Raw genomic sequence first — 24,128 nt, 5'->3', positions numbered from 1 at the left:
CCAACCCATTCCAAAGGACACAAGAAACATGGTTGAAAGAGTAACCCTCGGTGGCGGCGATGCCACCGCACAATCGATGCCATCCTCCAAATCATATGCTTCAAGCGCAGACTACGTAAGCGGGGGCGTAACCGTCCGCGACACCAAGAACACGCAGCGCGATGTTCACTCACAGGGCGATCTCAGAGACAGCGACGTGATCAACGTACAGGGCATGTCGATGAAGGTCGCGCAGGCCAAAGAACTTGGATTGCTCAACACCGTCTTTGACGAAGGTCTGTCGATTGGCGCGGCTCAAAGGGCAGCGCAGGAACAGGCGGCGGCAGTAGACGAGACGCCAGAGGAACCCACAGGCAGCGACACGGGTCATGCAGAGTTTGACAATGTCATCGACGGGCTGAACACCTCGCTTGATGACAGCATCATGACGATGGAAGAAGCCCAGACGTATGAAACAGCGTTCGGTCAGATTGCTATGTCCGGTATGTCCGTCGATGAGGTTACTGAAACCATGCGCGGTTTGGCTGAGGGTTCGGTATCGGAGCTAGACGTGGATGGTAGCACTCGCGCCATGTTCGCGAATGTCCAAAGCACAATTACCGACGCAGCAACACAGAGCGCAATGCAGGAACTTGGACAAGATGGCTTCGATTTCCTGAAACAGGCATCAGACACGCATCCCGGTGTTGATCGTTGCGTTCGCCAGTTTGCCGTGGATCGGGCAGCGGGTCGCGCGGACGGCATCACCTGGACCGAGTTCGCGCAGCACATCCGTGAGCAGCTTGGTCACTGATCTTCTGTCTCGGGACGAATGACAAGAGCATGACCAATCTATCAGACATGGTTTGGGACGTAGATATCACTCTGGTCCTGAACCGTATCCAGCCCCGCACCTGTGCCGACCCGGATTACTTCTATGCAACCGTCGACCTGATTGAAGACGGTCGTTCACCAACAGGGGCGGGGCGGTTGACGCTCAGTGAACTCGAAGCATGGGCAGAACGTGTGAATAAAGGAACCAAGGCCGATGCTCAGGATCAAGAGAGCCGACACCTACCTGAGGACAGCGATGTTCGCTACGTTGCCCCGCGAGAAGACCGCCGGCTTAGTTGTAAGGTACACCCATCATCCACCTGATCCACGCATCGACGCGGCAATCATTGATATCGAACACGCCAAGACCGGTCGCCTCGGGATTGGCTGGCACTACTTGGTACAGTTCGATGGCACGCTCGAACTCTGTAGACACCCCCTGACGCGTGGCGCAGTCGGTCGCGACAATTTCACCCGAAGCCATATCCAGATCGGCGTAGTGGGGGGCCGAGACCGGGAGACCGGCAAGTTCTCTGAGACTCTCACGACTGCCCAGCGTGGCGCCCTTGAGGCTCTCTATCAGAAACTCGCGGATACACTCGGTGTCCCCCTCGAGATCGACGAGAGCCTCGAGAAATACACCCACAAACAACACGAACAAGATGAAGCTGCAGAGGCTGAACTCGAAGATCGCCTCGACCGAACCGAGGCACTGACAGTCGGCACACTCTGACACCCACCAATAACGACCCTCGACCCCCGAAAACACCTCCCGTGATCCATTGATTTTATTGGCTTTTCCAATGCCAAAATCGACCCTCCGCAGGGGTCGGTAGGTAAGTGTTGTTTTAGGGGTTTTGAGGCTTCCACAAAGGACTCCTCCAAATGGCCAACGCCATCACAATAGGTGACGCTAAACGTCACTACCAAAAACACACTCCGCTGCACGGCAGAACCCGCCAGCACAAGGCAGACCTCGACGCAATCGCGAAGGCATCCACCCCGATGCCCAAGGCCGAAAACCTGATCGTTAAACGCCGCGACGAGGTAATCGACCGGAAGATCGACGATATGCTCACGCGTCTTCAAGGCCGTCTTACCCGGCATCGCTACGATCAATCCGCAGTGATCGCCCTCGAGCATCTGACAGATGATCCACTCGATCCCCATACGCAACTACCGATCTGGCGGGACATGCTGCGCCGCTCGAAGGGAACGACCTTGCCAAAGATGGATTTCTATCGAGATGCCCGGTCGATCTTCCAGCAGCACTCATTGTTCAACCCAGCGGCTCAATGAGGCCGTTCAGATCAAAGGACCATGAAACCATGACATCCAAAACCAAGCCCACCCCGGGACCGCTTACCGATGACGCTGAGGTCTGGCAGCGCACTCTGTCTATTCTCGCAGGTATCAAGCAGGTTGCCAGTGAGGTACGCGCAGAAGCTCGCCAGATCGAAGCAGCTTATCCTGATCAGTGGATTAAACCCGGACATTGGGAACGGGCCGATTTAGTAAGCGCCCTTAACAACGCCCACATGGTCATGAGCGCCGAAGTTCGCGCGATTGCGCGTAGCCGTAACTTAGCCATGCCTGAGAGTTTGAGGTGACGATGGACAAATTCAAAACCTCAAATCAAAGGTTTCAAGCGGCTCAGGGTTAACTCCTTGGCCGCTCCTACTTGCGCCACATCAGCTACGGCTTTGGATGTACTGTCAGTTGTTCATTTTCCGAGCGGCCTGCTTCGCGTCGTATTGCTTCCACAGCCCCATGTGTCCGTTTTGCCGCGCGTTTGCCAGCCATAGCTTCCTTCGAGCGTCGGGCATTTCCATAGACCGGTACTGTCCACCGGAGAATTTTGGCCAGTCTATCGCTAAACCAAGTTTGACCATTTCAGCGGATAGATCACGACCATCCTCAAGGTAGCACTTTGCAACAGTCCTTCCGTGGGTGTCTTGCTCGGTCACTTCGGCCCTAATTTTTTGACCCTTGCAAAGCGAAACGAGCGCCCATTTCGCCTTCTTTCCATAGGGATGGTTCATCTCGGGAGCATCGACACCAAACAGACGAACCTGTGTTTTCTTAATGACCAGTGTATCGCCATCTACAACGTAGGCTGAACCCGATAGTATCGTGACGTCGGGTTTCGGGACTGTATGGTCTGGATCAAAACGCTCTGGCTGCGATGTGCGCTGCCGTTGGTTCGTGGTCAATCTAGGTTTCTCATGCCTACCTGACTGACTCGGCGGAGTAGTTGTATCGACTGGCCTGTTACTGCGAATTGCCAAATACGCAACAACAGCCAAAACCAAACCCAAAACTATCAAGATTTCCATGAGCTAGGTCTCCAAGAGTTAGGTCAATCAAGTTTTTCGCACTGGATCAGGATCGAACCAAGCACACGTTCGGGTTGATACGCTAGGGACACCTCATATTCACTCAGGGAGATGTGACTGATTTGCCCCGCTGAGCGAATTCACGCGTGTGACAACGAGGCATGTGATCCATGTTCATGGCCACTCCCAGAATAGCTATCGGAATTTCAACTGGTTGATGTTTTTCCCGTCTTCTAGAGCTGGCGGCGCAATTTGGCAGAAAATCGCAGAAGAATGGCAATTTCGCAAAAGCAATAAATTCGTATCGTCCAGATGTGCAACCCAGGGTGAAAAGTCTTAATAAATGATTAAGTGACGAACTATCGCGTGATGAGTGTGGAGCATGTTGTAGAATGACGGAGAACAAGGATCGCTTGACGGCTGAGGAAGCTAAGGGACTTCGGACCGCAAAAGAACTAGAAGGTCATCTTGCTTGGTTGGATACTTTTACTCCCGCAGCCTTGGGTGTCCTAGCCATCGCATCTGGTATTTACACATATCTCGGCGTGTCCTCACTGCTTGAAGATAACGGCGCGGTCTCGTTCTTCGCCGCGGTCGCATACTCAATCGCTGTCTCTGTCGGCATCTTCGTCTTTTGGAGCTACATGCTCCGTCTGTTGCCTTCAATGCGTACGGCTAGTGGATTCATTGGTCTGACGATCTCAACAATTGTTGGCTCTGTCGCCATCATCGCTATGTCTAGCTGGCTGAACGCAGCTGCACTCGCAGGCTCGGCAGCGGTCGAACAACACTTGGAAAACACTGTCCGTGACTACCAAGCTGCCCTCGAGCAAGCCCACGACATAGCCCTCAGTGGCCAAGCGTTGGGTCGCGAGGTGGAACGCGCCCGCCAGAGTTTTGAAGAACTGGCTGAACTCGAGCAGTCCGGAGACCTCTCAGGAACCGCCGGTCGGGGTGCCGTGTTTCGTGTGCTGACACAAAAAGCTGAGGAGTTGCGAAACCTTGAAGAGCAGATCGCGGCGCAGCAAGAACCTATCGAGGAAGCCTTCCAACAAGGCAACGAAATCCTCGCAAAGATGCGCGAGCTTACCGTTGCTCCTGGTCCCGTGGATCGCCGTTCGGTTCAGTTCTCCGAGGAAAGCGTGAAGCTGGCGGGTGTTATCTCGCGCCTCAACCAGTACAGCGTGGCACCACTTGTTGCTCGCGCTGCTGAGGACCTGCCATCCTCGGTCGTACTACCAGAGCTTGATGGGCGCAGTTCCGACGTACGAGACGCGCAATCGTCCACAATCAACTCCGTTTTGAACGCGCTGGACCAACGCAGCAAGACACTCAAGAACGCTGCTGACGAGGTGTTGGACATGGAGCCGCCCATCGAGACGGCATATAACCCGATTTCCAGCGCCGATGCGGTGATCAAGTACGCCCACAACTTCGTACCTTCTTGGGCTGGAGCTATAGCCATCGACTTGTTACCCGCCGTGTTGGTGTTTGTGCTGGCTATCACACAAGCCGCAATCCGCAGTGGTAAGGACGGCATGAGCATTGAGGATACTCTGACTCTTTCTGACCTTAGAGCCGCAATGAATGCCATGAAGGACGTTGAGGCGACTATGGGCGTGGCAGACGCAGCTATCCTCAACCGCGCCACTCCACAAAAAGATGAAACGTGATGAGCCTGTTAAGCCGTCTCGATCCTCGTTCAGGGCTACGCTACGTTCTCATCCTACAGCTCGCTATTGCAGGCGTTCTGATAGCGTCGGACGTTCTTGGTGTAATACCAAGCCCGTTCAAGGAGCGTGTTCAACTCCCGACTGGTCCGATAACCCCCGGCGATCAACGTCGAGAGTATCGCACTGATCGTAGCGATCCGTCGCTTTTGCCGCAGGATGGACCTCTGGACGTACCCGTGCCAGAGGCTTTTCCAAACCGATTGGACTTCTCAGTTCAGGAAGTCGAAGGGCTGGGGAGAATTCTTCTTCTTAGCGGCCAGATAGAGGTGGACGACTCGGCCCGCTTCGCTTCGTACCTGTCTGACATGCAGGAAAAGCCCGACCTTGTGGCTCTCCACAGCCCGGGAGGAGTGGTTTCTGAGGCACTGTCCATTGGTAAGCAGGTGAGAGGTGCTGAGCTTGCTACAGCAGTTCTAGCTGGCTCGATGTGTGTATCGTCATGTCCTTACGTTCTTGCAGGCGGTGAGGAACGCATCGTCTCTCTTCGCGGCATTGTAGGTATGCATCAGCACTACTACGACCAGCCTCGATTAATACCTGTCGTTTTCGCAGTAGAAGGCATCCAGAAGGGACAAGGAGAGACGATGCAGCATCTGATTGACCTGGGTGTGGACCCGTCACTGATGCTGTTCTCACTGAACACCCCACCCGAGGAAATCTATGCGCTTATCGAGGAAGAACTAATAGATACCCGCATAGCGACCCAAATAGTCGATTAACACGAGACACTGAGGACTTCGCCTTGTTCAAGAAGCTAACCATTGCCTTCGCATTTTTCGCCACTACCGCAGCCGCCGGTGGCCTCCAAGTGCGCGACGCGGACACGATCGTTGTCGATGGCACTCCTGTCCGTTTGAACGGCGTGGATGCGCCGGAGCTTGGCACTCGTTCTGGTCAGGATGCTAAACGCTGGATGGTGAACTATCTTCGCGGCAAGAACATCGAGTGCAGTCTTAATGGCGAACGCACCCATGATCGGTGGGTCGGTGTTTGCTACGCGGACGGACAAGACATTGGTGCTGCTGTGATTGCTGCGGGGCATGCTCTGGATTGCGCGAGGTACTCGGGGGGACGCTATAGGCATTTGGAGACATCCGCGGCCAAATCTCGGTTGAGACGCGCCGGGTACTGCCGGTAGGTACAATCGCTGGCTGGAAAGCGGCCATTCAGGCGAAAACGCTGAAAGTCCGCTTAGAGCCCGAAGCGGAAGAAAAAAGCGAGTTTCCTGTTTCATTGAGCAACGGTTCATTCGCGTCATTGCCAAAAGGAAAAGGGCCATGCTTGAAAAAATCCGACAAACAGAGGCCCTTTAAAGATCGTTGCAAGTCCTTTAAGGGCAGAAAAGACGACCCCAGAAATCGTTTCTGTCTTTGTCCTCAAAGGACAAATGTCTTACTTCGCTGAGCTCAAGGAGCCTATCCCCAGTATCTGACACATGTCCGAAAAGCGTAAGCTCTACTTCTACGCCATCTTCGATGTATACAAAATGCTGCGTTGGCCCGAACACCTGAACCGGGTCGGAACTGATGAACACATACTCACCCGACAGGGGTATGACGACACTCTCGATATAGAAGTCGGCCTCGGGCGCAATATCCAGAATTTCTCCATTCTCTCTATGACCATCCCACTGGACCTCACAGAGCACAGTATCAGCGTCGATCCTCAGAACATGAGGCTCTCGGTCTCGAATGAAGGGCTCTGGAGGCCAAGCCGCTTCAGCCTGAGCAGAAGCGCCAATTGAACAGATCAGGGCGCACAACCTCACAATACTTTTCATCTTTTTCCTCAGCAGTGCTCAAAGAAATTTATGATGCAGTCTTTAGCCATTTGCTCGGCTTCTTTAACCTCTTGATATGACAAGGCAGATGACATCTCATCAATTAGTCTCACTCGGTCAGGTGTGTCTTCACCAAACCGAAGAGAGATGATCATCCACATCAAACCTTTTTGAATATCTCTCTCAACTCCCTTCCCGTTGGCATACATCAAACCAAGAAGTGACTGAGAGTTCGTATCCCCATGTCGCGCACCAAGAGAGAGCCACTCATGCGCCATAGCATCGTTTTGCTCAATTGTGTCCGTTCCGCTATATGCACTGGACCCAACGTGGAAAATTGAATTAACCTCGCCGACGCTGGCAGCCTCTTCATACCAATAAAGGGCCTGTTCAATATCAGGAGTAAAGCCTTCAATTCTGGGTTTCTCGAGTACAGAGGCATAAGCATACATTGCCGGAATGTAGCCCTCTTCCGCCAAGACTTCGAAATAGCGTACTGAAGTAGGGTCCCCACCCAGATGCATTCCAAAGGCGTCTTTCCATCTCTCTTCAAGCTCCGCCCAGCCGCGGATCATGTCAGCAACCTCATCATTCACATAGGGCAGCTCGTACACCTCGTATAATTCAGCAGTCGCCACACCATTAACAATATCGAGCACAGAATATCCGAAATTATCCTTGCTGATCACACTGGCGCCTTCACCAAGATACATGGCGACCACTTCCTTCATTGGACCACCAACTCGAAAAAAGTGCCAATGCAATGGAGTCATTCCACGCTTACTATCCTGCGCGAAAACGTCGCCGCCGGCAAAAAGGAGTGTGGATGTGAAGATGATTGCATCCTCATCGTCCGGATCCAGCGCGGCCCAAATCAATGGCGTTCTTCCGTCTTCCATATGCCCGTTGGCATGCTCGCCATCTGCGACAAGAGGCATGACATCAAGCCCGGAGTCGAGACTGAACATAAAGTCTCGGGAGCAGAGTCTGTCGCACTCGGGTGTTTGTGCATGCGCAATACCGGCAAGCATAACAAGGATAGAGGAAAGGATCGTTCTTCGCATTCTTGGGCCTTTTGAAAGCTAATCTGAGTTGCGATCATCTTTAGTGACCATAACAGCTCACCCAACAACAAATTCTATTTCTTGAGTGAGACTGCTTCTAAAGTTATTGAAAAGACACACTTGTTCATATTTTTTGCTCCATGCAGGCTCGCGAAATAAGCTTCTACTGCCATTCACGAGAACTGTTGGCGGGCGCAGTTTCAGGACCGAGAAAGTAATACACCGTGCTGGTGAAAATGCTGGTATTTTGCGAGACCTCAATGTCGCACCGCTTGTGCCTCAATAACATGAAGGAAGGAAGTTCCGATCGTCCTTGATCGATTGAAAGCGTTCCTGGCAAAGCCACGGAAGTCTGATGCCAAAGAACCGTTGTCGTTGAACGTTATTCTGACAGAAACACACGGAAGACTTTTGGAACTGTCGTTCGCTGAAAGTTCACCCGAGCGGCAGAACGAAGTCGCTTTCTTGCTGGAATTTATGCTCAGCGAGTTGAGTCTGACGCGCGCAGAAGCCTATATCGAACCAAAGAACTTGGCCCATGAATTTATATCAGCGATGATCGACAAACGCGAAGACGATGCGGCTAATCTTGAATATGCAATTCTTAACTTGGTACGCGATGCTGGTCGCAGTGAGGAACAAGTTTCGAGGGTCATGATGTTCATGGTAGCTCCAAACAGAGCTAACGATCTCAGCTGGTCACCTGTCGGATAAAAATCCACCTTCTGAATTTTGATTACTACTTTTGCCTGAAATGCGCAGAAGATCAGAAACCTCATCAGTCTTCATTTCGACTTTGCTAGTGTTGCCAGGCTAAACGCCAAAGGCAGCCCAGAGGCGTTCAATGTGCGACCTCGGGAATTGCGCAGTTCGCCTAACGACCATTGGTGAATGCAACTGTGTGCCCCGATAAGCAGGATGCTTCGTTACTACGGCAGCTATTGAAGTGTTGTTCTTGGTTTCGAACCGATGTCAGCTTCGTCCGCAAAGCGGTCGTAGAATGCATTACATCTAGCGTCCGCTCTGCGGCCATCTACCTGCGTGGTAGAGTAACCAACTGCGGATTTCCTTAGGATGCAAATCGCGCCTTGCGTCTCTGCCAACAACTGAAAAAGTGTTACAGTGGGTTGTTACAGCGCAGGAACTCTCTTACATTTAAACCACTGATTTTATTGAAACCTATCACCTCAGGATCGCATCCCCTAGGCTCCACCATATTCCTCCACAGTTCGAATTCACTCCCAGGCACAGGGCTTTGTAAATTAGGCCTTTGACGTGCCAGTCTTTCCAACACCCAAGGAAACTTGGGCTCTGCCAGTATCCCCTTTTGTGGGATTCACCAGTGAGAAAGTATGCAAGATGACCAAACTGACGGACAAATCAAGGCTGCGAAATCAGCCATCTTTTTGATCGCCACCATTGCGGACGTCGACCGGATTGCTCGACTGGTAACCGCTGTTTCGATTTCACCAGAGCAGCCCAACAAAAGGGAACGTTGCAGGACCCCATCTTAGTCTCAAAAAACCTTTGCTTCAGCGCAGTGAACCCTCCCCTTGCACCTACCATGGCGCTGATCATTTTCCCGCAACACTCTGAAATAGTTTCCTTTGATGCACCAAGCAGCGTAACCTTAGCTGAGTTTTGTCGGCGCCGGACCGCATTCGCGGGCTTGTGACACCGAAATCCGAGGGAGTGAGCATGCATAAGGTAACTATCGTCGGGGCCGGGATAGCCGGGCTAACCGCGGCTCTTCGTCTGTTGGAACGGGGATACCACGTAACGCTGTATGAGCAGGACAACTTCATTGGTGGAATGTTGCGGTCCCATAAGGAGCACGACCACGGTGATTACCCGCGCGAGCACAGTTATCACATGCTGTGCAATTGGTATTACAACTTCTGGTCGGTCGCCAAAGACCTTGGGATCGAAGATAACTTCACACCACGCGAAGCCTTCAAGTTTCTCTATGACGGCGATCTCGACAACATGCCCGAAATGGTGAACCCGGGCGGCATTCAGGATTTTTACCGCAACCTCACCGGTGGCGCAGCGCCGCCTGCTGAATTATTCCTGTTCATGTATTCGATGGTCGATCTGCTTTCGATCCCGGACAGTGAAGATGACAAGCTTGACCGGATGTCGTTCAACGGCTGGCTGCGCGGGCGGCCCTATTGCACCGATGTTGTGGCGAAGCTTCATGAGAAGATCTGGCAAACCGTGTGGGCTATTGACAGCTGGCAAGCTTCGGCGCGCAGCTACAAGACCTTCCTGAAGTACGGCAACCGCGTTCCGGTTCCGCAGCTTTGGCTGTTTGATGGGTCCAAGAAAGAAACTCTGATTGATCCCTTCCACAAAAAGCTCGATCAGTTCGGAGACCGGTTTGAGCTCAAGTACCGCCACCGAATTCGCGAGGTGCATCCCAACGCAGACGGCACTCGGATCGAACGGCTGGTGTTTGACAAGGTAACCAAATCGCCATCAGTTAACCCCAAATGGGGGATCGCAAAGAAAGACATCGAAGTGGATGTCAGCGATGAGAACGTGATCATCAGCATCACCCCCGGTGCGATGGCCTCAATGGTAACTGATGATCTCTACAACGCCGATCCGGATCTTGGGCAGCTGAGATACCTGGAGGCCGAGCCGATGGCGTCGGTCGAGCTTTATCTCAAGCGGAAACTGCCCGGCATCCCGTCAGATGTGGTCGTGTTCATGGATACACCCTATGAGATGACGTTCCTCAACTATTCGGCGACGTGGGGCCTCAAAAACACCTTCCTTTATGTGACAGTTTCGGATTTCAAATCGCTGCTGTCTGTAAAACCCGAATGCCGGGACGAAAACCAGAACCTCATTCTGGATCTCAAAAACCCCAAAACCGCGATCGACTATATTCTGCGAGAAATCACTGCCAAGTTAGAGATAACCGAGGCGGATATCGATCTGTTCCAGACTTCGGTCGATACAAATACTGGCGAAGAGCTTTTCGCCAATCTCACCGGCAGCTGGGAACATCGCCCCGAGGTCAACACCAAGTTCGAGAACCTGTTTCTTGCCGGGACTTATGTCAGGAATTTCGCGGATGTCTCGACTGTCGAAGGCGCTTGTGCAACTGGGCTGATCGCAGCTGAAGGCGTACGCCAGGCCGCGCAGAGAGAACCGGATAAAGGCGACGCAGGTAAACCGGTAGAGGTGATCACACCCGAATTCTATCCCAGCCAGATGTTTCAAACGCTTAAGATTGCCTGGGCGCCTTATGCCGCCAGTGCAAAAGCATGGACGCTTGCGGACAAAGCCCTGGGGATCAACAAGCTATGGCCACCAAAAGACTTCAAGTTCCCGAAGTCGAAATTCACGCCAAGCCCAGAGAACCTTGGCTCCCTGTTTACGGACTGGCTGCCTGCAAGTAAGTGGAATGAACAGACTATGGGCCTGGGCCCAATGTTCTGGAACTATACAGAAGACGGCAAGCCCCGTAAAAAGTAACTAAGAAATACCTGGTACGAACAAGAGACGACTGATGACTACTAAATCGATTGCGGCATGGCTGAATGAAATTGGCCTGCCACAATACACCGAACTGTTTGATGAGAACGGCATCGACCTGGACATTCTTGAAGATGTGACCGGCGACCATCTCAGAGAAATGGGTGTCACGGTGCTGGGTCATCGGCTCAAGATCAGTAAGGCAATCACCGCGCTGAAACCGGATGCGGCACAGCCCAGACCCAGCGGTGCAATGACGGGCGAGGAAAGCGCGGAACGGCGACACCTCACCATCATGTTTTGCGATCTGGTCGGCTCGACCGCCCTGTCGGCGCGGCTTGATCCCGAAGACTATCGCGACCTCATGGCGTTGTATCAGGATACCGTCTCGCTATTGGTCAAAGAGGCCAGAGGGCACGTGGCCCAATACCTTGGCGATGGCGTTGTGGTTTATTTTGGCTACCCGGTTGCGCAGGAGGACGCGGCAGAACGCGCGTGCCGCGCTGCCTTGGAAATTGTCGAGGCCGTCGCCGCGTTGGATACTGCAGCCGGTGAACGCCTGCAGGTGCGCATTGGCATTGCAACGGGGTTGGTTGTGGCCGGTGACCTTGACCAGAACGGCGTAAACTCGACCTCAGCAGTGGCTGGCGATACGCCCAACCTTGCGGCCAGGTTGCAGGGGCTGGCAAAGCCGGGACAAATTGTCATTGGCAAGAGAACGCAGTCTCTGTTGGGGGATATGTTCGTCTATGAGGAGCTGGAGAACATCCATCTGAAGGGGTTTGAGCCCGGCCAGGTGGCTTGGCGTGTCATATCCACGGCACAGCGCCAGGACCGGTTCGCCGTCACCTCGGCACGGCGGCAACTTACGCCTCTGGTCGGTCGTACGCCGGAACGGACGCGCCTGATGTCGGCCTGGGAAGATGCCAAATCCAAGAAGGGGAATGTTTGCCTTGTCTCAGGTGAGGCTGGCATCGGCAAAAGCCGCCTCACATATGAGGTGGTGGATCAGGCCAAAGGCGAAGGTGCCACCGTTCTTCACCTGCAATCCGCACCTTATTTTGAGAACACGGCCCTGTACCCTATCCGCCGTCAGATCGAAACCGTGCTCGGGTTCAAGGAAGACGATGACAGCGAAGCTCGGCTGGACAAGCTGGAAAAACTTGTCGTCGCCGAAGACGATCTGAACGAAGCCCGCGCGCTGATGGCATCTTTGTTTTCGCTGCCCTGTGACAGGTATCCGCCGCTGAACCTTTCGCCCGAGCTTCAAAAGACGCGCACGATCGACATGCTGATCGAACAGGTCATCGTTCTGTCCAAGCGGGCACCATTGTTGGTGCATTTTGAAGACTTGCACTGGATCGACCCTACATCACTGGATTTGTTGACCAAATTTGCCGCCAAACTCGCTGATTGCCAGATCCTGCTGCTTGTGACCTGCAGGCCGGAATTTACGCATGACTGGCAGGTGGATCACCTGGAAACCTGCGAACTGGCGCGCCTCAAGCCAGCAGAAGTCGAAGAGCTGTTGGACAGTATGACAGGCTCGGATGCTTTTTCGGCCGAACAGCGCCAGCAATTGCTGGAACGATCGGATGGCGTACCGCTTTTCGCCGAAGAACTGACCCGCTCTGCGATAGAATCCAGAAACAGCGCGGATCTGGTGCCAGAGACCCTGCAAGACAGTTTGATGGCGCGCCTCGACAAGTTGGGGGCGGTTCGCGAATACGCTCAGATCGGGGCCGTGATCGGCCGGGAATTCGATGTCGACCTGCTGTCTCAGGTGACCGGAACTCCGTTGCCAGAGCTTTCGGACTCGCTGTCGCAACTGGGTGACGCCGACCTGGCATACCCTGACCAAACCGGTCACAGCCTAATGTTCCGCCACGCGTTGATTCAGGAAGCGGCATACCGGTCCATATTGCGAAGGCGGCGACAGCAATTACATGGAAAGATTGCCGAAACGCTGGAAGAAAAATTCCCTGAACGTTGCAAGTCCGGTCCGGAACAGGTGGCCAACCACTTTGTTGCCGCCGGACTTGGTGACCGGTCGGTCCCCTACTGGCTGACGGCAGGTAAATCCGCTTGGGGCCGGGCTTCGATGAAAGAAGCGCTCGCTCAACTCAGCAATGGTTTGGAATACGTTGGAGAGGTCGATGACCTGACGGATCGCGCGAAGCTGGAGCTGCAACTGCAGTCGACAATTGGCGTAGTGCATTTTGCGGCGACCAGCTACGCCTCGCCGCAGGCGCAAACCGCTTTTGAACGCGCACGCGAGCTATTTGTGGATGTTGACGATCCAGACCTGCGCGTCGCGGTTCTATACGGGATCGGGGCGTTTGAAACCATGCGTGGCGACGTAAGCTCAGGGCATGATACATTTGCGGCGCTTGCTGACGAGGCAACGCGCAGCGGCAATACCCGCTATGAAGTCTATTCCGCCTCGATGCAGACGTGGTCGCATTTCAACCGCGGCGATTACGCCGAGTCAGTGCGTTACGGCGAACGGGTTCTTCAGCTCTACGATGACGGCATCTGGGACCAGCCCGGGCCACGCCTGTCGGCCGCAGAACCCAAGGTAATTTCAGAGTGCTTCCGGGCGGCAGCGCTCTGGTCCCTGGGTCGACCGGATCAGGCGGTGAAGGTCGGGAACGACATCCTGAATTACACCCGGTCACTGCCTGACCCCTATTCGCTAGTCTATGCTCTGTCGAACGGGGTGATCCGCATCCATGACTGGAACGGTGACTGGGAACAGGTCATGGACTTGACCGAAGAATGCAGCGCGGTTGCCGGAGAGTACGGGTACAGGTTCTTGGGTGTCTGGGCTTCCTTCTGGCGCGCCCGGGCAATGGCGCAACTCGGTCAACTGGATGAGGCCGAAAAGATCACGGCCACGGCCGTTGCCGCCTGCAAGAATGCCGGCGTTCATTACCACCGCGTCTGTTTTGAAGCCAATCACGCACGCCTGCTGTTGGCACAGGACCGGATCGAGGATGCCGCCCGGGTTCTGGACGATCTTGACCGACCACTGCAGGTTGGGGGCGAATTGAACCACGTACTGGACCTGAGCCTAGTCAAAGGGGAATTGGCACAGAAGCGTGGCGATACCAGCAGCGCCGAGCAGCACTATCGCGCTGCTTACGACGCTGCCGGAAACCGGTCAGCTTTAGCATGGCAACTGCGCGCCGCGCTTGGGTTGGCGTCTTTGCTGCCCACAAAAGACGCACAACGCGCGCTTATAGAACCGCTGATGGCGCAGTTCGAGGAAGGGTTCGACAGCCAGTATCTGAAGGCTGCGCGCGCCTATTTGTGATCAGCGCGCTTCGCCCAAAGCCCTTGTGCGATCCACAAGCGTGATCAACTTCTTCGGGTTCCGGGCAAATCGATTGGCCTCAGCTATAGCGCTGGCGGCGATCCGGTCCAACTCGGCCTCGGCTTCGGGCAAAGCGGCGCGAAAGGCCTCGGCCAGCGCGTCGTAATTGTCCGGGTTCGGATCACGGAACATAGCGGCAACCGCGGGTTCGCGCACTGCAATTGCGGCAGGCAGGGTCAGGATGCCGTCACGAATATCCTCTTCACCACCTCCGCCCAAAGCTTCGGTTCCGCGCACGTCCGACACGTCATCGCAGGCGTGATACAGGGTACCCAGCAAGCCGCCGAAATGGCGCAGCCCCTCGCTGCGGTCTCCGAGACAAGCAGCAACCTCGAACATTGAACCGGTATCTTCCTGCGCCAGCTTGCGCCAATCTTCGACCCCGCGCGGCATTGTGCGACTGTTCCACTGTGCGATCTCGGCTGCGCCAAGCCGCGACATCAGCTCGGACAATAGCCCGACCACCTGCGGTTCGTTCGCCATAATCCGATAACCTTCCGCAACCATAAATCCGGACGTCATCAACGCCGCAAGTTGCCCAAAGGCTGTATGCATGGTCGGTTTGCCGCGCCGTTCGTCCGACTGATCCAGAATGTCGTCTACCACCAGCGTCATATTGTGAAACAGCTCAAGCGTTACGGCCGCCTGAATGGTCTCATCCGTGATTTCTTCGCTGCCGACAGCTGTCTGGCAGGCAAAAATGGTCAAGGGGCGAAAGTACTTTGAGCCGGCCAGAAATTGTTCTTCCAGTTGCGGCCGCATCTCTTCCGGCGTGGATTCAACCCACGTGCCGATGGCTGTGCGAAGCCGTTCCGTCTCAGATTCAAATCCCAGTTCCGGTATTACCCAGTCGGCGCGGGCACCTTCGTTATTCATGGTTTGGATTTTGCATAGCGATGAGGACCTTCCAGGTCGTCATCCACAGGGCCGACCGATTTGCGAAGCTCTGCCTCGATTTCCATGAGATCACGTTGCAACAGTTTTGCCTCACTCAGTGACAGATCCGATATCTCGCGCAGCACAGCCCGCGCCTTGTCCAGCACGATCAGCTGTCTGGCTTCTAGTGAAGGTCCATCCGCGCTAGGCATGCTTGCCTCGATCGCGTCCGTTCCTTGTGTTGAGACGATGGTCGCAATCTGCCGCCAGTACCGTAAAGCTGAGCTGAGCCACCGGGCCTGTGCCTGTGCAAGCAAAAACATCACGTCCGGTTCAAACCGTGCACCCTTTTCTCCGTGCTCGCGTAACGAGCCGAGAACTCCTTCCAGCGCCTCCAGATACATTGCTACCATGTCGTCGATCGAGCCGGGGTTCCCAAACTCATTGCGTGATGATCCGTCGTCTTGATCCATCTTGCTACTCCATTGCCCCCTTAGTCATAAAGTTCTGTGGATTCAGAATTTTGGCACTGATTTTCACTGTTTATTCACACCGCGCTGGGGCATGGGTTGATTTGACTTTTAGTAAAACAAGAAGATCGCCGCCCAATCAAGTACCGAGATATATCAACTATCTAATAACGTTAGGCAACGGCCACAGACTGGCGAAAATGACGCCTTCCACGCGATGCATTGGTGTTTAAGTACGGCGTTGCTGATGATTTCTGCTGCGCCGTCACCAGATGACGCGATTCAGCACGGGAGACAGTCGCCGCAGCGGGTTGGCCGAAGAACAGAATAGGACAGCGTAGCTAACAATGCTGCCCGATACTGAAGTTTAATCCAGCGCTCGTCAGCCCTCAAAACTCTTGCCGTGCAAGGCTGGTCCAGAAGGCAATACCATGCCTGATCGCTTCGTCGTTGAAATCATATGACGGGTTATGAAGCGGCATGGCGTGGTTCCCCTCGACCCCGTTGCCCATCAGGATAAAGGCCCCGGGACGATGCGCAAGAAACTCAGCAAAGTCTTCCGAAAAACCCACGCGCCCGTAATCCGCATCCAGGCTGCCGACATCGCGGGCAGCGCCGGCAATCATGTTAGTAGCTCTGACATCGTTCACCAAAGGCCGGAATGAAGTCGAGTAATCTACCTCCGCCTCAGCTCCTTGTGCCGCACAAACGCCCGCGACAATGGCGCGCATTCTTTGCTCGATACTTTCGGACACATCCCCGGAAAAACCCCGGCAATCCCCGCGCAGGGTTACATTGCTGGGTAAGATGTTTCGCGCACCATCCGTTACGAATTCAGTGATGGAAACGACGCCATGTTTGCTTGGTGAAAGCGAGCGAGAGACAATCGTCTGTAACTGCTGCACTATTGCCGCCCCGGTCACAATCGGATCAATGCCTTTTTCCGGCATGGACGCGTGCCCGCCCTGGCCGCGAACACGTATCTCGAAATTATCCTCAAATGCGCAGAATGATCCCACTTGCGTGGCAAAGTGGCCAAGTTCCATGCCCGGCATGTTGTGAAGGCCAAAGATTGCATCCATTGGAAAGCGTTCAAACAGTCCATCCGCGATCATCGCGGCTGCCCCGTTTCCGTTTTCTTCGTCCGGCTGAAAGATAAAGTGGATGGTGCGGTTTAAAGACGGATCCGCCGCAAGCTCCAGCGCGGTCCCCAGCAGCATGGCGCTGTGGCCGTCATGCCCACACCCATGAAACTTGCCTTCCGTTTGCGAGCGATACGGCAAGTTGGTGGTCTCGTGTATTGGCAAAGCATCCATATCGGCGCGAAAGCCGATTGCGGTTTCGTCTGGGCCACGGCGCAAGGTGGCCACAATGCCTGTGCGTCCCACTCCACGGGTGACTTCAAGCCCAGCTCGCTCCAACTCAGCCGCAATTAGACCTGAGGTCCGGCCAAGATCAAAGCCAGTTTCGGGGTGCGCGTGCAAATCGTGACGAAATGCAACGAGATCAAGCATCGGGAACGCTCCCCTCGGACAGAACGACTAACGGCAATTCGGCTTTGTCCAGCAACGAGGCGGCAAGCCCGGCGGCGCCAGAGGGCGTAGTAGAGAAGCCCATATCGAGCGCATGCTCTACAGCTCCTAAAGCCTGTGGGTCACTAATCAAAACCCAATCGTCGGCGCATCGTTCCAGAATGCCCAAAGCCAACATAGAAGGCGTTTTACAGTCCAGACGCCCCATGTTGGAAACGGGTCCTTCGACTGTCAGGATCTGGCCCGCGCGGGCGCTTTCCGCAAGGCAAGGGGCCGCATCCGGTTCAACCACGATTATCTTTGGTTGAACCGCCCAATTGGATCGGATCATGTAAGCGATCCCCGCAGCCAGCCCACCAACGCCAGCCTGCAAGTAAACGTGGCTGGGCCAGTTCCCGGAACGCTCTAGTTCCATGCGCATTTCTTCGGCAATGACAGTGTAGCCCTCCATCACCAACCGCGGTGGTTCGGTGTATCCGGGCCAGGATCCGTCGGCGAGGTGAATTGCGCCGGTTGCCTCTGCATCGGCTATGGCTGCCGCGACACTCGCCTCGTAATCGTCACCGGACCGAACAACCTCTGCGCCTTTGTCCTGCAGGCGAATTGCAAAGTCCTCGGGCACCGTTTCGGCAAGGTGAATGCGGGCTTTGGCACCAAAGAGCCGCGCACCAGCGGCCACGGCCATGCCATGGTTGCCTGCGCTGGCACAGACAAAAGTCATCTTCTGCGCAATCGCCTTCACGGAATCTTCCAGAAAAGTGCCTGCCTCCAGAGGATAACCAACGCGCTCCTCAATCAACTTGGCAACGGCGTAAACACCCCCGAGCGCCTTGAACGCACCCAGGCCCATCCTGTTTGTTTCGTCTTTGATCAGTATGGAACGGCCCTGAAAACTACACGTTTCCAATGGACTTGGCTTATAGGTTGGGCAGGCCGCCAGCAGTGACAGTGGCTTTGCAACATCGAGTATGGTTGGATTTTTCATACAAAAGTTGTACACGCGATCAGTGAGGTATTATCATCAATTTCCTCCCAATATTGGGAATTTTTCTCACTTAAGATGGAATTCACATGAAATTCGATCAGTTCGACCGAAGTCTTCTTCACTTGATGCAAGCTGATGCGAAGATGGGCCTCGAAGCTCTCGCATCCGAGACGGGCTTGTCCGCGGCATCAGTTCAGCGCCGGTTGAAGGCGCTCAGAACCTCGGGCGCCATCGTTTCGGAAGTCGCCATCGTCGATCCGAAAAAGCTGGGTGTTGCGATGAGCTTCATTGTGATGGTCGAATTGGAGCGCGAGCGACAGGATCAGATCGATGCATTCTCACGTCAGGCGCAATCTGAGCCCATGGTGCAGCAGTGCTATTACATCACTGGGGACGCGGATTTCTGCCTCGTTTGCACGGCAAAAGACATGGACGATTTTCAGGAACTCACGAAACGACTGTTCTTTGACAACTCAAATGTCCGACGCTTTCGTACATCTGTTGTAATGGGCAGAAAGAAAGTCGGCTTGGGCGTTCCTGTGTAGGGCTTTGGGCCCTGGATCGACAAATGAGACGCCCAACAAAGTTGTTCGTCGCGCTAACTGCACCATGGTTTGTACTGTTCACGCGCGAATTGCCCTGAAACGACCCCATCAGTTCCATCGCGGGGCGAAATCGCGCGACCGTTGCCCCATCCCCGCCTGCGAATTGAGGCATATTGCAGGTACGTGCACCATCGACGGCACCCGTGACTGGCGCATCAATTAACTGCACTCCAATCTCAGCGAAAATGGCAGCAAGCTCTCGCACATAGGCAGGTTTGTTGGTCATCATATCCACCCAAACCTGCCCGGCGGTCTGGACTGACCGCAGTCCATCGTCACCCCTACCATTTGCTCAATTTGCTTTGGTCAAAATACCATCGTGAACACGATATCCGCCGCTTGCGCGGCTGCCGCAGGGGTCTCTGCCCAAGTCACGCCCAGCGCCAGATGCTCCTCTGCCCGCGTCTTATCAAGATCGCAGACAGAAAGATCGTGCCCACCTTTTACCCGATTCAAGGCCGCCGGTCCGCCCATGGCGCCAAGTCCGATAAAGCCAATTCGCATGTTCGCCGCCCTCAGGGTTAGTTTTCCTGTTTACGCGTTCAGGATGGCATCAGTCGAACGCACCTCACCGAACTCGCCCTGCAGGTTGGCGAGCGTGACCGAATGTACCTGCTCGGCGCTGTGGGTCACGCCGTCCGGCCCGGTTGCGTCATAGGCCCAGACGGCATCTGAGGCATAGACCATATCAAACCCCAGGCTGCTTGCCGAGCGCGCGGCGGACTCGGCGCAGTGATTTGCCGTTGCCCCGCAGATGACCACGCGTTCAATGTTTTCTGCACGCAGATCAGCCTCAAGCGAGGTTCCGGCAAAGGCGCTGGAGACGTTTTTGATGATCACCGGCTCGTCCCCTTGCGGTGCTGCAAAGGGTTGAACGGCAGCACCGGGCGCATCCGCGTGGAACGGATCATCCGGGTCAAGCCCGTGGTGATGCACATGGACGATCTTGTAACCGCGCTCGCGGAACTGGCTGAGCAGCCTGCGGATATTGTCGCCAGCCTCAGGGCACGACCGCGCGGCGCCGGCGGCATCCTCATGGGCCAACGCCATTTGCACATCAATGACGAGTAGAGCAGTTTTCATGGCTTGTTCCTTTATGCGTTGATACTGGAGGCTGCGCGGTCCGCGAGGATTTTTTTGACGCGATCACCGTATATCCGAATGTTGATGTCGTCGCTGATCACACGGCCTTCCTGTTCGTCATAGGTCATGATCGCAGTGACACGGGGGATCGAGCCTTCGACCTCTGTCACCCCGTGCAAAGAATAGCCGCCCCGAAATAGCGTAAACGTACCGGCGCCGCGGTCGAACGTCCGGGCGTGGGACAGATCGCCGGCAAGCAAACGATCCACCGCCTCGCGATCTTCGGCCTCGTCGGTGCGCGAGTTCGGCAGGAAGGCAAAATCACCACCGGTTTCAGCGGCTTGTAACAACAGTGTTACCGTGCATTCGGTCGTATCATAGTGCCAGGCGTGCCAACTGCCCGGATGCAGGGCAACGACGTTCAGCGCCTGAAACTCATCGGCGCACCGGTACAGCACGTCTTTCTTTTGAACGCGGCGCACAAAATCCGTCAGCAGCGGAGATTGATATAGCCGTTGAAGTAGCGTTTCATTCGGCAATTGGTCGTCGGCCAATTGCGTTGCCACATGCGTGTATTCCTTGCGACGCGGATCATCTTCGGGCAGCGAAGGGTCAATTGCGCCCTGGTAGATGTTGCGTCTGATGGTCAGCACGTCTGCGGTAGGCAACAAGGCGTTGGATTCATCGGCCAGAGCCGCCAGCCCTTCGGGGCGGATAAACCCATCCAGATTGCACCAGCCGTGTTCCTCCATCTGGTCCTGGCAGTCCTTTAGAAAGGCAGCACCTTCGGCAGCTTCCAGATCTGCGATCGGAAAGCGCTCCAGATCCACAAGGCTCAAAACCATATCGGTGGCTGCATCTCGATTGATCTCGGGCATGGGCGCTCCTTTTTTTCTGGTCGTTTTTATCGTGACCTGAATCTGTCTAGCGGCCCTCTGAAACGAAGAAAAATGAAAGAATTTGCTTTCATGCACATAAAAAATTTATGGATAGGCAATGAAGAGCAATCTCAACCTGAACTGGCTTCGCTCCTTCGAGGCTGCCGCACGCCATTTAAGCTTTACTGCCGCCAGCCGAGAGCTGGGGCTGACGCAAACAGCTGTCAGCCAGCACATGAAGGCGCTGGAAGGTCAGCTGGGGCAGAAACTGTTCATTCGCCGGGCCAAGAGCCTGCAACTGACGGAAATCGGTCGAGCCTATTTGATTTCGGTTCGGGATTCATTGGAACACATCGCTTTCTCCACCAACGGGCTATTTGGACCCGCATTAGATTCGACGATCGTTGTGCGGGCATCGGCGGCTATGATCATATGGTTGGCACCGCAAGTGGCGTCCTTTCAAAAGACCCATACCGGTATCGGGATCAAACTTGTCACCTCGCTGTGGCAAAGCGGTCGGGAGGGGCATCCTGTAGATGTTGACATCCTGCTGGCGCCGCAAGCCCAATCCGACGCGCGCATGGTCAAGCTTGCCGACGAATTCATCGTTCCGGTTTGTGGTGCGCGCACCGCGTCTGAGGTCAATACACCTGCTGATCTGACAACCCGTGCGGCCATCCACGTCCTTGGGTTCGACGACCATTGGGCAAGATATCTGTCAGCCCATGATCTGCCCTACGGCGACATATCCCCACACCTTGTCGTCGACACCTCGGTTGCCGCTTGCGAATTGGTGGCTGCAGAAAGCGGCTGCGCGATCATGATCAACCGTTTCGCCCAGCAGGCCATTGAGACCGGCCGCCAGATTAGAATTGTTGGCACCCCGGTCGATACAGGCCAAGCCCACTATGTCATGCAACACAAAACGGGACCGGCAGGGTCCTATGTCTCAACCGCCTTTTGTGAGTGGCTGCAAACCCGGTTTTGAAGGCCGCCTTACAGTCCCAAGAAAGCGGGCAATAAGTGCGACGCGGTCATTTAGGAGTTTGATCATTCGCACTTGGAAGCGATCTTTTTTTCGTTTTGAATGAATATCGTCAAAGGCCCACTCGCCACGCATATGATGAAGGGCCTGCGTCCGCTAAAGAGCCTTGCGGAAGATCACATTGGCATCCCGAGCGGCCCAGAAGCCGGGGATCTGCCCCTCTTCGTCATTACCGTTTTGGACGCAAAACTTCCGCGTCAGCACAAAGCCATCCGTAACAGATATATCAACGGTCAGTATCCGCTGATCTTTGCCTTCAAGGTACTGCACTGCGGCCAGCACCAATTCAGTCCCCCCCGTTTGCGCTGATGATCAGGACGGACAGCCGACGCTAGCATGTTCCATGTTCCGTCAGCCAATTCCTTCGGAACGGTACAGCAAACCCCAACGGCAGAGCCATCAAGGTGGCAGCTCCGCTACAACGGCCCGGATTCTCCGGGCAGTGCGAATGCAAGTTTTGCAGGCATTTAATCTTCTTCGCCCGCTTGGATGCCGGACTTCTTGTGCCGATACAACTCTCGCTAAATTCGAGCAGGCGGGCGATCGATTCAACTTGGCTCAATACAAACGCAAGGCCCTTTGCCCTACGCGTCTAAGCGACTAGTTTAAAGCGATGGATTCCATAGCCGAACTGACAAACTGGTTGATTACCGAAGGCCGCCGATCAGGTGATCCAGTGAAAACGGTGTCACATTTCTGCTCGTCTTTGATTGAAGCCGGCGTCCCGCTTTGGAGGGTCAATATCGGTCAGCGTTTTGCCAATCCACTACTCATCGCCTGGGGTGTGGTTTGGACACCAGACGGAACCGAAAGCTACGACGTCACACATGAGACGATGTTGACCGACGGCTACGTCGGAAGCTCATTTGAGTATATTCTGGAACACAGAAGGCCGCTTCACAAAAGTCTTCAGCAACTAAACCCAAAGACGGAACATTCTTCATACCTGGAGTTCGCCGAATTGGGCGGTACCGACTATTATGCCACTCTGCTTTACTACGGTGACGGTTCACTGCACGGTTGCACCTTTGTTACGCAAACGCCAGAAGGTTTCTCGCCTAAGCATCTGGAATTGATCGAGCGTGCTCTGCCCGCTCTGTCTTCGGCTTTGGAACCTGTCACGATGCGCAAATCGTCGAAAGGCCTTCTGCGGACGTACCTTGGTGACGGACCCTCGGACGCTGTTTGGAATGGGCGCATCAAACGAGGGGAACGCACCACCCTTGAGGCCGTGGTTATGTTCTCGGATTTGCGTGGCTTTACGGCGTTGTCAGACAGCGCACCGGAAGAGGACGTTTTTGACGCGCTGAGTGGATATTTCGATCTCGTTGTTCAGTCAGTGGAAGAAAACGGAGGTGATGTTCTAAAATTCATGGGAGACGGTATTCTATCGATCTTCACCATCCCCACTCAGGCGGATCGCGACGATCGGTGTCGGAAAGCTGCGTATGCCGCGCAAAGTGTTATGACCGGTCTGTCGGCACTAAACCAACGTCGCGAAGACGCCCAGAAGCCAGCTCTGGATGTTGGCATCGGAATTAACGTGGGGCAAGTAAGCTATGGCAACATCGGCAGCCCCGGCAGGCTGGATTTCACTGTTCTCGGTGGCGCGGTGAACGTCGCTAGCCGCATTGAGGGTCTGACCAAATCGATTGGCCGCAGGGTGCTGGCGACGTCGGCCGTTGCTGGCGCTTCAGCTGATCTGTTCTCTCCTTGCGGGAACTACGAAGTTCGTGGCATTGCCCATCCAATTGAGCTGTTCTCTCTTGTCGAGCAGTCGGCATGAGGCGCAGTCAAACCAGCACTTTGAACGCATCGGTCTGAACACGTTTGAACAAACACAATTGGTCGACCAGACAGGTGAAACCCGGCAGCATTTCGGCCCTCAGGTTCTGGAAGCCAACGCCGCGATAGCCGGTCAGGGTGTCGCCATGCTGACGCTCGCCTTCTTCCGAGATGAGTTGGCAACCGGGCGAATTAGTGCGCGGCAAGAAAACCGGACTACTTCTCAGCAGAAACCAGCAATGGTTTAAGAGTTTTTTGCCTGCCCAACCGGTATGCGGAAC

Annotated in this window: 27 protein-coding genes; 14 read left to right on the top strand and 13 right to left on the bottom strand. The window is 54.7% G+C overall.

Annotation, left to right across the window (positions count from 1 at the left end; translation table 11 throughout):
- Nucleotides 1-28: 28 nt before the first annotated feature.
- A complete protein-coding gene (locus ACR0AK_RS01940; RefSeq protein WP_353391551.1) occupies nucleotides 29-793 on the top strand; it encodes a hypothetical protein in 765 nt (254 codons plus the stop codon).
- 29 nt (nucleotides 794-822) lie between these two features.
- Nucleotides 823-1,137, top strand: a complete 315-nt coding sequence (locus ACR0AK_RS01935; RefSeq protein WP_353391549.1) for a hypothetical protein — start codon at nucleotides 823-825, stop codon at nucleotides 1,135-1,137.
- On the opposite strand, the gene ACR0AK_RS01930 is transcribed toward ACR0AK_RS01935, so the two are convergent.
- On the bottom strand, nucleotides 1,106-1,549 hold the full coding sequence (locus tag ACR0AK_RS01930) for a hypothetical protein (protein WP_480792188.1): 444 nt from the start codon (nucleotides 1,547-1,549) through the stop codon (nucleotides 1,106-1,108). The two genes, ACR0AK_RS01935 and ACR0AK_RS01930, sit on opposite strands and share 32 nt — an antisense overlap.
- A 149-nt stretch (nucleotides 1,550-1,698) precedes the next feature.
- On the opposite strand from ACR0AK_RS01930, the gene ACR0AK_RS01925 reads away from it, so the two are divergent.
- Together ACR0AK_RS01925 and ACR0AK_RS01920 are read left to right on the top strand one after the other, a co-directional pair.
- On the top strand, nucleotides 1,699-2,112 hold the full coding sequence (locus tag ACR0AK_RS01925; protein ID WP_353391546.1) for a hypothetical protein: 414 nt from the start codon (nucleotides 1,699-1,701) through the stop codon (nucleotides 2,110-2,112).
- Between the two features lie 29 nt (nucleotides 2,113-2,141).
- Nucleotides 2,142-2,423 carry a hypothetical protein gene (locus ACR0AK_RS01920; RefSeq protein WP_353391544.1) on the top strand — a complete coding sequence of 94 codons (282 nt, stop codon included), beginning with the start codon at nucleotides 2,142-2,144 and terminating at the stop codon, nucleotides 2,421-2,423.
- A gap of 105 nt (nucleotides 2,424-2,528) precedes the next feature.
- On the opposite strand, the gene ACR0AK_RS01915 is transcribed toward ACR0AK_RS01920, so the two are convergent.
- Nucleotides 2,529-3,026, bottom strand: coding sequence for a thermonuclease family protein (locus ACR0AK_RS01915; protein ID WP_480575077.1), 498 nt, complete (start codon nucleotides 3,024-3,026; stop codon nucleotides 2,529-2,531).
- Nucleotides 3,027-3,541: 515 nt separating this feature from the next.
- Between ACR0AK_RS01915 and ACR0AK_RS01910 the strand changes: the two genes are divergently transcribed.
- The 3 genes from ACR0AK_RS01910 to ACR0AK_RS01900 are packed head-to-tail and all read left to right on the top strand — an operon-like array spanning nucleotide 3,542 to nucleotide 6,020.
- Entirely contained in the window at nucleotides 3,542-4,822 is a 1,281-nt protein-coding gene (locus ACR0AK_RS01910) for a hypothetical protein (protein WP_152457318.1), read from the top strand.
- Complete coding sequence (locus ACR0AK_RS01905; RefSeq protein WP_480575080.1) at nucleotides 4,822-5,601, top strand: COG3904 family protein; 780 nt, start codon at nucleotides 4,822-4,824, stop codon at nucleotides 5,599-5,601. Before ACR0AK_RS01910 ends, ACR0AK_RS01905 begins: the two co-directional genes overlap by 1 nt.
- Nucleotides 5,602-5,624: 23 nt before the next feature.
- Entirely contained in the window at nucleotides 5,625-6,020 is a 396-nt protein-coding gene (locus ACR0AK_RS01900) for a thermonuclease family protein (protein ID WP_170647186.1), read from the top strand.
- 192 nt (nucleotides 6,021-6,212) lie between these two features.
- On the opposite strand, the gene ACR0AK_RS01895 is transcribed toward ACR0AK_RS01900, so the two are convergent.
- Both ACR0AK_RS01895 and ACR0AK_RS01890 read right to left on the bottom strand, forming a co-directional pair.
- Nucleotides 6,213-6,662 carry a hypothetical protein gene (locus ACR0AK_RS01895; protein WP_480575083.1) on the bottom strand — a complete coding sequence of 150 codons (450 nt, stop codon included), beginning with the start codon at nucleotides 6,660-6,662 and terminating at the stop codon, nucleotides 6,213-6,215.
- Nucleotides 6,663-6,670: 8 nt separating this feature from the next.
- A complete protein-coding gene (locus ACR0AK_RS01890) occupies nucleotides 6,671-7,726 on the bottom strand; it encodes a tetratricopeptide repeat protein (RefSeq protein WP_480792187.1) in 1,056 nt (351 codons plus the stop codon).
- A gap of 321 nt (nucleotides 7,727-8,047) precedes the next feature.
- On the opposite strand from ACR0AK_RS01890, the gene ACR0AK_RS01885 reads away from it, so the two are divergent.
- From ACR0AK_RS01885 to ACR0AK_RS01875, 3 genes are all read left to right on the top strand, one after another.
- A complete protein-coding gene (locus ACR0AK_RS01885) occupies nucleotides 8,048-8,440 on the top strand; it encodes a hypothetical protein (RefSeq protein ID WP_480792186.1) in 393 nt (130 codons plus the stop codon).
- A 984-nt stretch (nucleotides 8,441-9,424) separates the two neighbouring features.
- Nucleotides 9,425-11,212 (top strand): FAD-dependent oxidoreductase, encoded by a 1,788-nt coding sequence (locus tag ACR0AK_RS01880; RefSeq protein ID WP_480792185.1) that lies wholly within the window; start codon nucleotides 9,425-9,427, stop codon nucleotides 11,210-11,212.
- 34 nt (nucleotides 11,213-11,246) lie between these two features.
- Nucleotides 11,247-14,528: an adenylate/guanylate cyclase domain-containing protein gene (locus ACR0AK_RS01875; RefSeq protein WP_480792184.1), complete on the top strand. Its 3,282-nt coding sequence runs from the start codon at nucleotides 11,247-11,249 to the stop codon at nucleotides 14,526-14,528.
- Here the strand turns inward: ACR0AK_RS01875 and ACR0AK_RS01870 are convergent, their stop codons facing one another.
- The 4 genes from ACR0AK_RS01870 to ACR0AK_RS01855 all read right to left on the bottom strand — a co-directional run bounded on the left by ACR0AK_RS01870 (nucleotide 14,529) and on the right by ACR0AK_RS01855 (nucleotide 18,451).
- Nucleotides 14,529-15,464: a polyprenyl synthetase family protein gene (locus ACR0AK_RS01870; protein WP_480792183.1), complete on the bottom strand. Its 936-nt coding sequence runs from the start codon at nucleotides 15,462-15,464 to the stop codon at nucleotides 14,529-14,531.
- On the bottom strand, nucleotides 15,461-15,937 hold the full coding sequence (locus tag ACR0AK_RS01865; RefSeq protein WP_170561301.1) for a hypothetical protein: 477 nt from the start codon (nucleotides 15,935-15,937) through the stop codon (nucleotides 15,461-15,463). The genes ACR0AK_RS01870 and ACR0AK_RS01865 overlap by 4 nt, the downstream gene beginning before the upstream one ends.
- A 386-nt stretch (nucleotides 15,938-16,323) precedes the next feature.
- Nucleotides 16,324-17,448 carry a M20 aminoacylase family protein gene (locus tag ACR0AK_RS01860; RefSeq protein ID WP_480792182.1) on the bottom strand — a complete coding sequence of 375 codons (1,125 nt, stop codon included), beginning with the start codon at nucleotides 17,446-17,448 and terminating at the stop codon, nucleotides 16,324-16,326.
- On the bottom strand, nucleotides 17,441-18,451 hold the full coding sequence (locus tag ACR0AK_RS01855) for a pyridoxal-phosphate dependent enzyme (RefSeq protein ID WP_480792181.1): 1,011 nt from the start codon (nucleotides 18,449-18,451) through the stop codon (nucleotides 17,441-17,443). The genes ACR0AK_RS01860 and ACR0AK_RS01855 overlap by 8 nt, the downstream gene beginning before the upstream one ends.
- An 86-nt stretch (nucleotides 18,452-18,537) precedes the next feature.
- Between ACR0AK_RS01855 and ACR0AK_RS01850 the strand changes: the two genes are divergently transcribed.
- The gene (locus tag ACR0AK_RS01850) at nucleotides 18,538-18,996 is read left to right on the top strand and encodes an Lrp/AsnC family transcriptional regulator (protein WP_480792180.1); all 459 of its coding nucleotides are present in this window, start codon (nucleotides 18,538-18,540) and stop codon (nucleotides 18,994-18,996) included.
- On the opposite strand, the gene ACR0AK_RS01845 is transcribed toward ACR0AK_RS01850, so the two are convergent.
- The 4 genes from ACR0AK_RS01845 to ACR0AK_RS01830 are packed head-to-tail and all read right to left on the bottom strand — an operon-like array spanning nucleotide 18,899 to nucleotide 21,017.
- On the bottom strand, nucleotides 18,899-19,324 hold the full coding sequence (locus tag ACR0AK_RS01845; protein WP_480793627.1) for an NAD(P)-binding domain-containing protein: 426 nt from the start codon (nucleotides 19,322-19,324) through the stop codon (nucleotides 18,899-18,901). The two genes, ACR0AK_RS01850 and ACR0AK_RS01845, sit on opposite strands and share 98 nt — an antisense overlap.
- Nucleotides 19,325-19,362: 38 nt before the next feature.
- A complete protein-coding gene (locus tag ACR0AK_RS01840; protein WP_480792179.1) occupies nucleotides 19,363-19,560 on the bottom strand; it encodes an NAD(P)-binding domain-containing protein in 198 nt (65 codons plus the stop codon).
- A gap of 30 nt (nucleotides 19,561-19,590) precedes the next feature.
- Nucleotides 19,591-20,139 (bottom strand): isochorismatase family protein, encoded by a 549-nt coding sequence (locus ACR0AK_RS01835; protein ID WP_480792178.1) that lies wholly within the window; start codon nucleotides 20,137-20,139, stop codon nucleotides 19,591-19,593.
- Nucleotides 20,140-20,150: 11 nt separating this feature from the next.
- Nucleotides 20,151-21,017: a HalD/BesD family halogenase gene (locus ACR0AK_RS01830; protein ID WP_480792177.1), complete on the bottom strand. Its 867-nt coding sequence runs from the start codon at nucleotides 21,015-21,017 to the stop codon at nucleotides 20,151-20,153.
- A 118-nt stretch (nucleotides 21,018-21,135) separates the two neighbouring features.
- Here ACR0AK_RS01830 and ACR0AK_RS01825 point away from each other — a divergent pair, with 118 nt between their 5' ends.
- The 3 genes from ACR0AK_RS01825 (at nucleotide 21,136) to ACR0AK_RS01815 (ending at nucleotide 23,848) form a co-directional block, all read left to right on the top strand.
- Nucleotides 21,136-22,005, top strand: a complete 870-nt coding sequence (locus ACR0AK_RS01825) for a LysR family transcriptional regulator (protein ID WP_480792176.1) — start codon at nucleotides 21,136-21,138, stop codon at nucleotides 22,003-22,005.
- 99 nt (nucleotides 22,006-22,104) lie between these two features.
- Nucleotides 22,105-22,371: a hypothetical protein gene (locus tag ACR0AK_RS01820; protein WP_480792175.1), complete on the top strand. Its 267-nt coding sequence runs from the start codon at nucleotides 22,105-22,107 to the stop codon at nucleotides 22,369-22,371.
- A gap of 304 nt (nucleotides 22,372-22,675) precedes the next feature.
- Nucleotides 22,676-23,848, top strand: coding sequence for an adenylate/guanylate cyclase domain-containing protein (locus ACR0AK_RS01815; protein ID WP_480792174.1), 1,173 nt, complete (start codon nucleotides 22,676-22,678; stop codon nucleotides 23,846-23,848).
- A 7-nt stretch (nucleotides 23,849-23,855) separates the two neighbouring features.
- Here the strand turns inward: ACR0AK_RS01815 and ACR0AK_RS01810 are convergent, their stop codons facing one another.
- Nucleotides 23,856-24,053, bottom strand: coding sequence for a hypothetical protein (locus tag ACR0AK_RS01810; protein WP_480792173.1), 198 nt, complete (start codon nucleotides 24,051-24,053; stop codon nucleotides 23,856-23,858).
- Nucleotides 24,054-24,128 lie beyond the last annotated feature (75 nt).

The sequence above is a fragment of the Ruegeria sp. BI12 genome, assembly GCF_056537985.1.
The sequence above is the reverse complement of the archived record's forward strand: the minus strand, read 5'-3'. Positions and strand labels throughout refer to the sequence as shown.

Bases quoted from the DNA above. Each gene is read 5' to 3' on its own strand.
- ACR0AK_RS01825 (WP_480792176.1), top strand. From the start codon at position 21,136: ATGAAGAGCAATCTCAACCTGAACTGGCTTCGCTCCTTCGAGGCTGCC.
- ACR0AK_RS01935 (WP_353391549.1), top strand. From the start codon at position 823: ATGACCAATCTATCAGACATGGTTTGGGACGTAGATATCACTCTGGTC.
- ACR0AK_RS01925 (WP_353391546.1), top strand. From the start codon at position 1,699: ATGGCCAACGCCATCACAATAGGTGACGCTAAACGTCACTACCAAAAA.
- ACR0AK_RS01865 (WP_170561301.1), bottom strand. From the start codon at position 15,937: ATGGATCAAGACGACGGATCATCACGCAATGAGTTTGGGAACCCCGGC.
- ACR0AK_RS01860 (WP_480792182.1), bottom strand. From the start codon at position 17,448: ATGCTTGATCTCGTTGCATTTCGTCACGATTTGCACGCGCACCCCGAA.
- ACR0AK_RS01905 (WP_480575080.1), top strand. From the start codon at position 4,822: ATGAGCCTGTTAAGCCGTCTCGATCCTCGTTCAGGGCTACGCTACGTT.
- ACR0AK_RS01920 (WP_353391544.1), top strand. From the start codon at position 2,142: ATGACATCCAAAACCAAGCCCACCCCGGGACCGCTTACCGATGACGCT.
- ACR0AK_RS01940 (WP_353391551.1), top strand. From the start codon at position 29: ATGGTTGAAAGAGTAACCCTCGGTGGCGGCGATGCCACCGCACAATCG.
- ACR0AK_RS01895 (WP_480575083.1), bottom strand. From the start codon at position 6,662: ATGAAAAGTATTGTGAGGTTGTGCGCCCTGATCTGTTCAATTGGCGCT.
- ACR0AK_RS01910 (WP_152457318.1), top strand. From the start codon at position 3,542: ATGACGGAGAACAAGGATCGCTTGACGGCTGAGGAAGCTAAGGGACTT.
- ACR0AK_RS01840 (WP_480792179.1), bottom strand. From the start codon at position 19,560: ATGCGAATTGGCTTTATCGGACTTGGCGCCATGGGCGGACCGGCGGCC.
- ACR0AK_RS01880 (WP_480792185.1), top strand. From the start codon at position 9,425: ATGCATAAGGTAACTATCGTCGGGGCCGGGATAGCCGGGCTAACCGCG.
- ACR0AK_RS01875 (WP_480792184.1), top strand. From the start codon at position 11,247: ATGACTACTAAATCGATTGCGGCATGGCTGAATGAAATTGGCCTGCCA.
- ACR0AK_RS01870 (WP_480792183.1), bottom strand. From the start codon at position 15,464: ATGAATAACGAAGGTGCCCGCGCCGACTGGGTAATACCGGAACTGGGA.
- ACR0AK_RS01815 (WP_480792174.1), top strand. From the start codon at position 22,676: ATGGATTCCATAGCCGAACTGACAAACTGGTTGATTACCGAAGGCCGC.
- ACR0AK_RS01890 (WP_480792187.1), bottom strand. From the start codon at position 7,726: ATGCGAAGAACGATCCTTTCCTCTATCCTTGTTATGCTTGCCGGTATT.
- ACR0AK_RS01855 (WP_480792181.1), bottom strand. From the start codon at position 18,451: ATGAAAAATCCAACCATACTCGATGTTGCAAAGCCACTGTCACTGCTG.
- ACR0AK_RS01835 (WP_480792178.1), bottom strand. From the start codon at position 20,139: ATGAAAACTGCTCTACTCGTCATTGATGTGCAAATGGCGTTGGCCCAT.
- ACR0AK_RS01850 (WP_480792180.1), top strand. From the start codon at position 18,538: ATGAAATTCGATCAGTTCGACCGAAGTCTTCTTCACTTGATGCAAGCT.
- ACR0AK_RS01830 (WP_480792177.1), bottom strand. From the start codon at position 21,017: ATGCCCGAGATCAATCGAGATGCAGCCACCGATATGGTTTTGAGCCTT.
- ACR0AK_RS01820 (WP_480792175.1), top strand. From the start codon at position 22,105: ATGAATATCGTCAAAGGCCCACTCGCCACGCATATGATGAAGGGCCTG.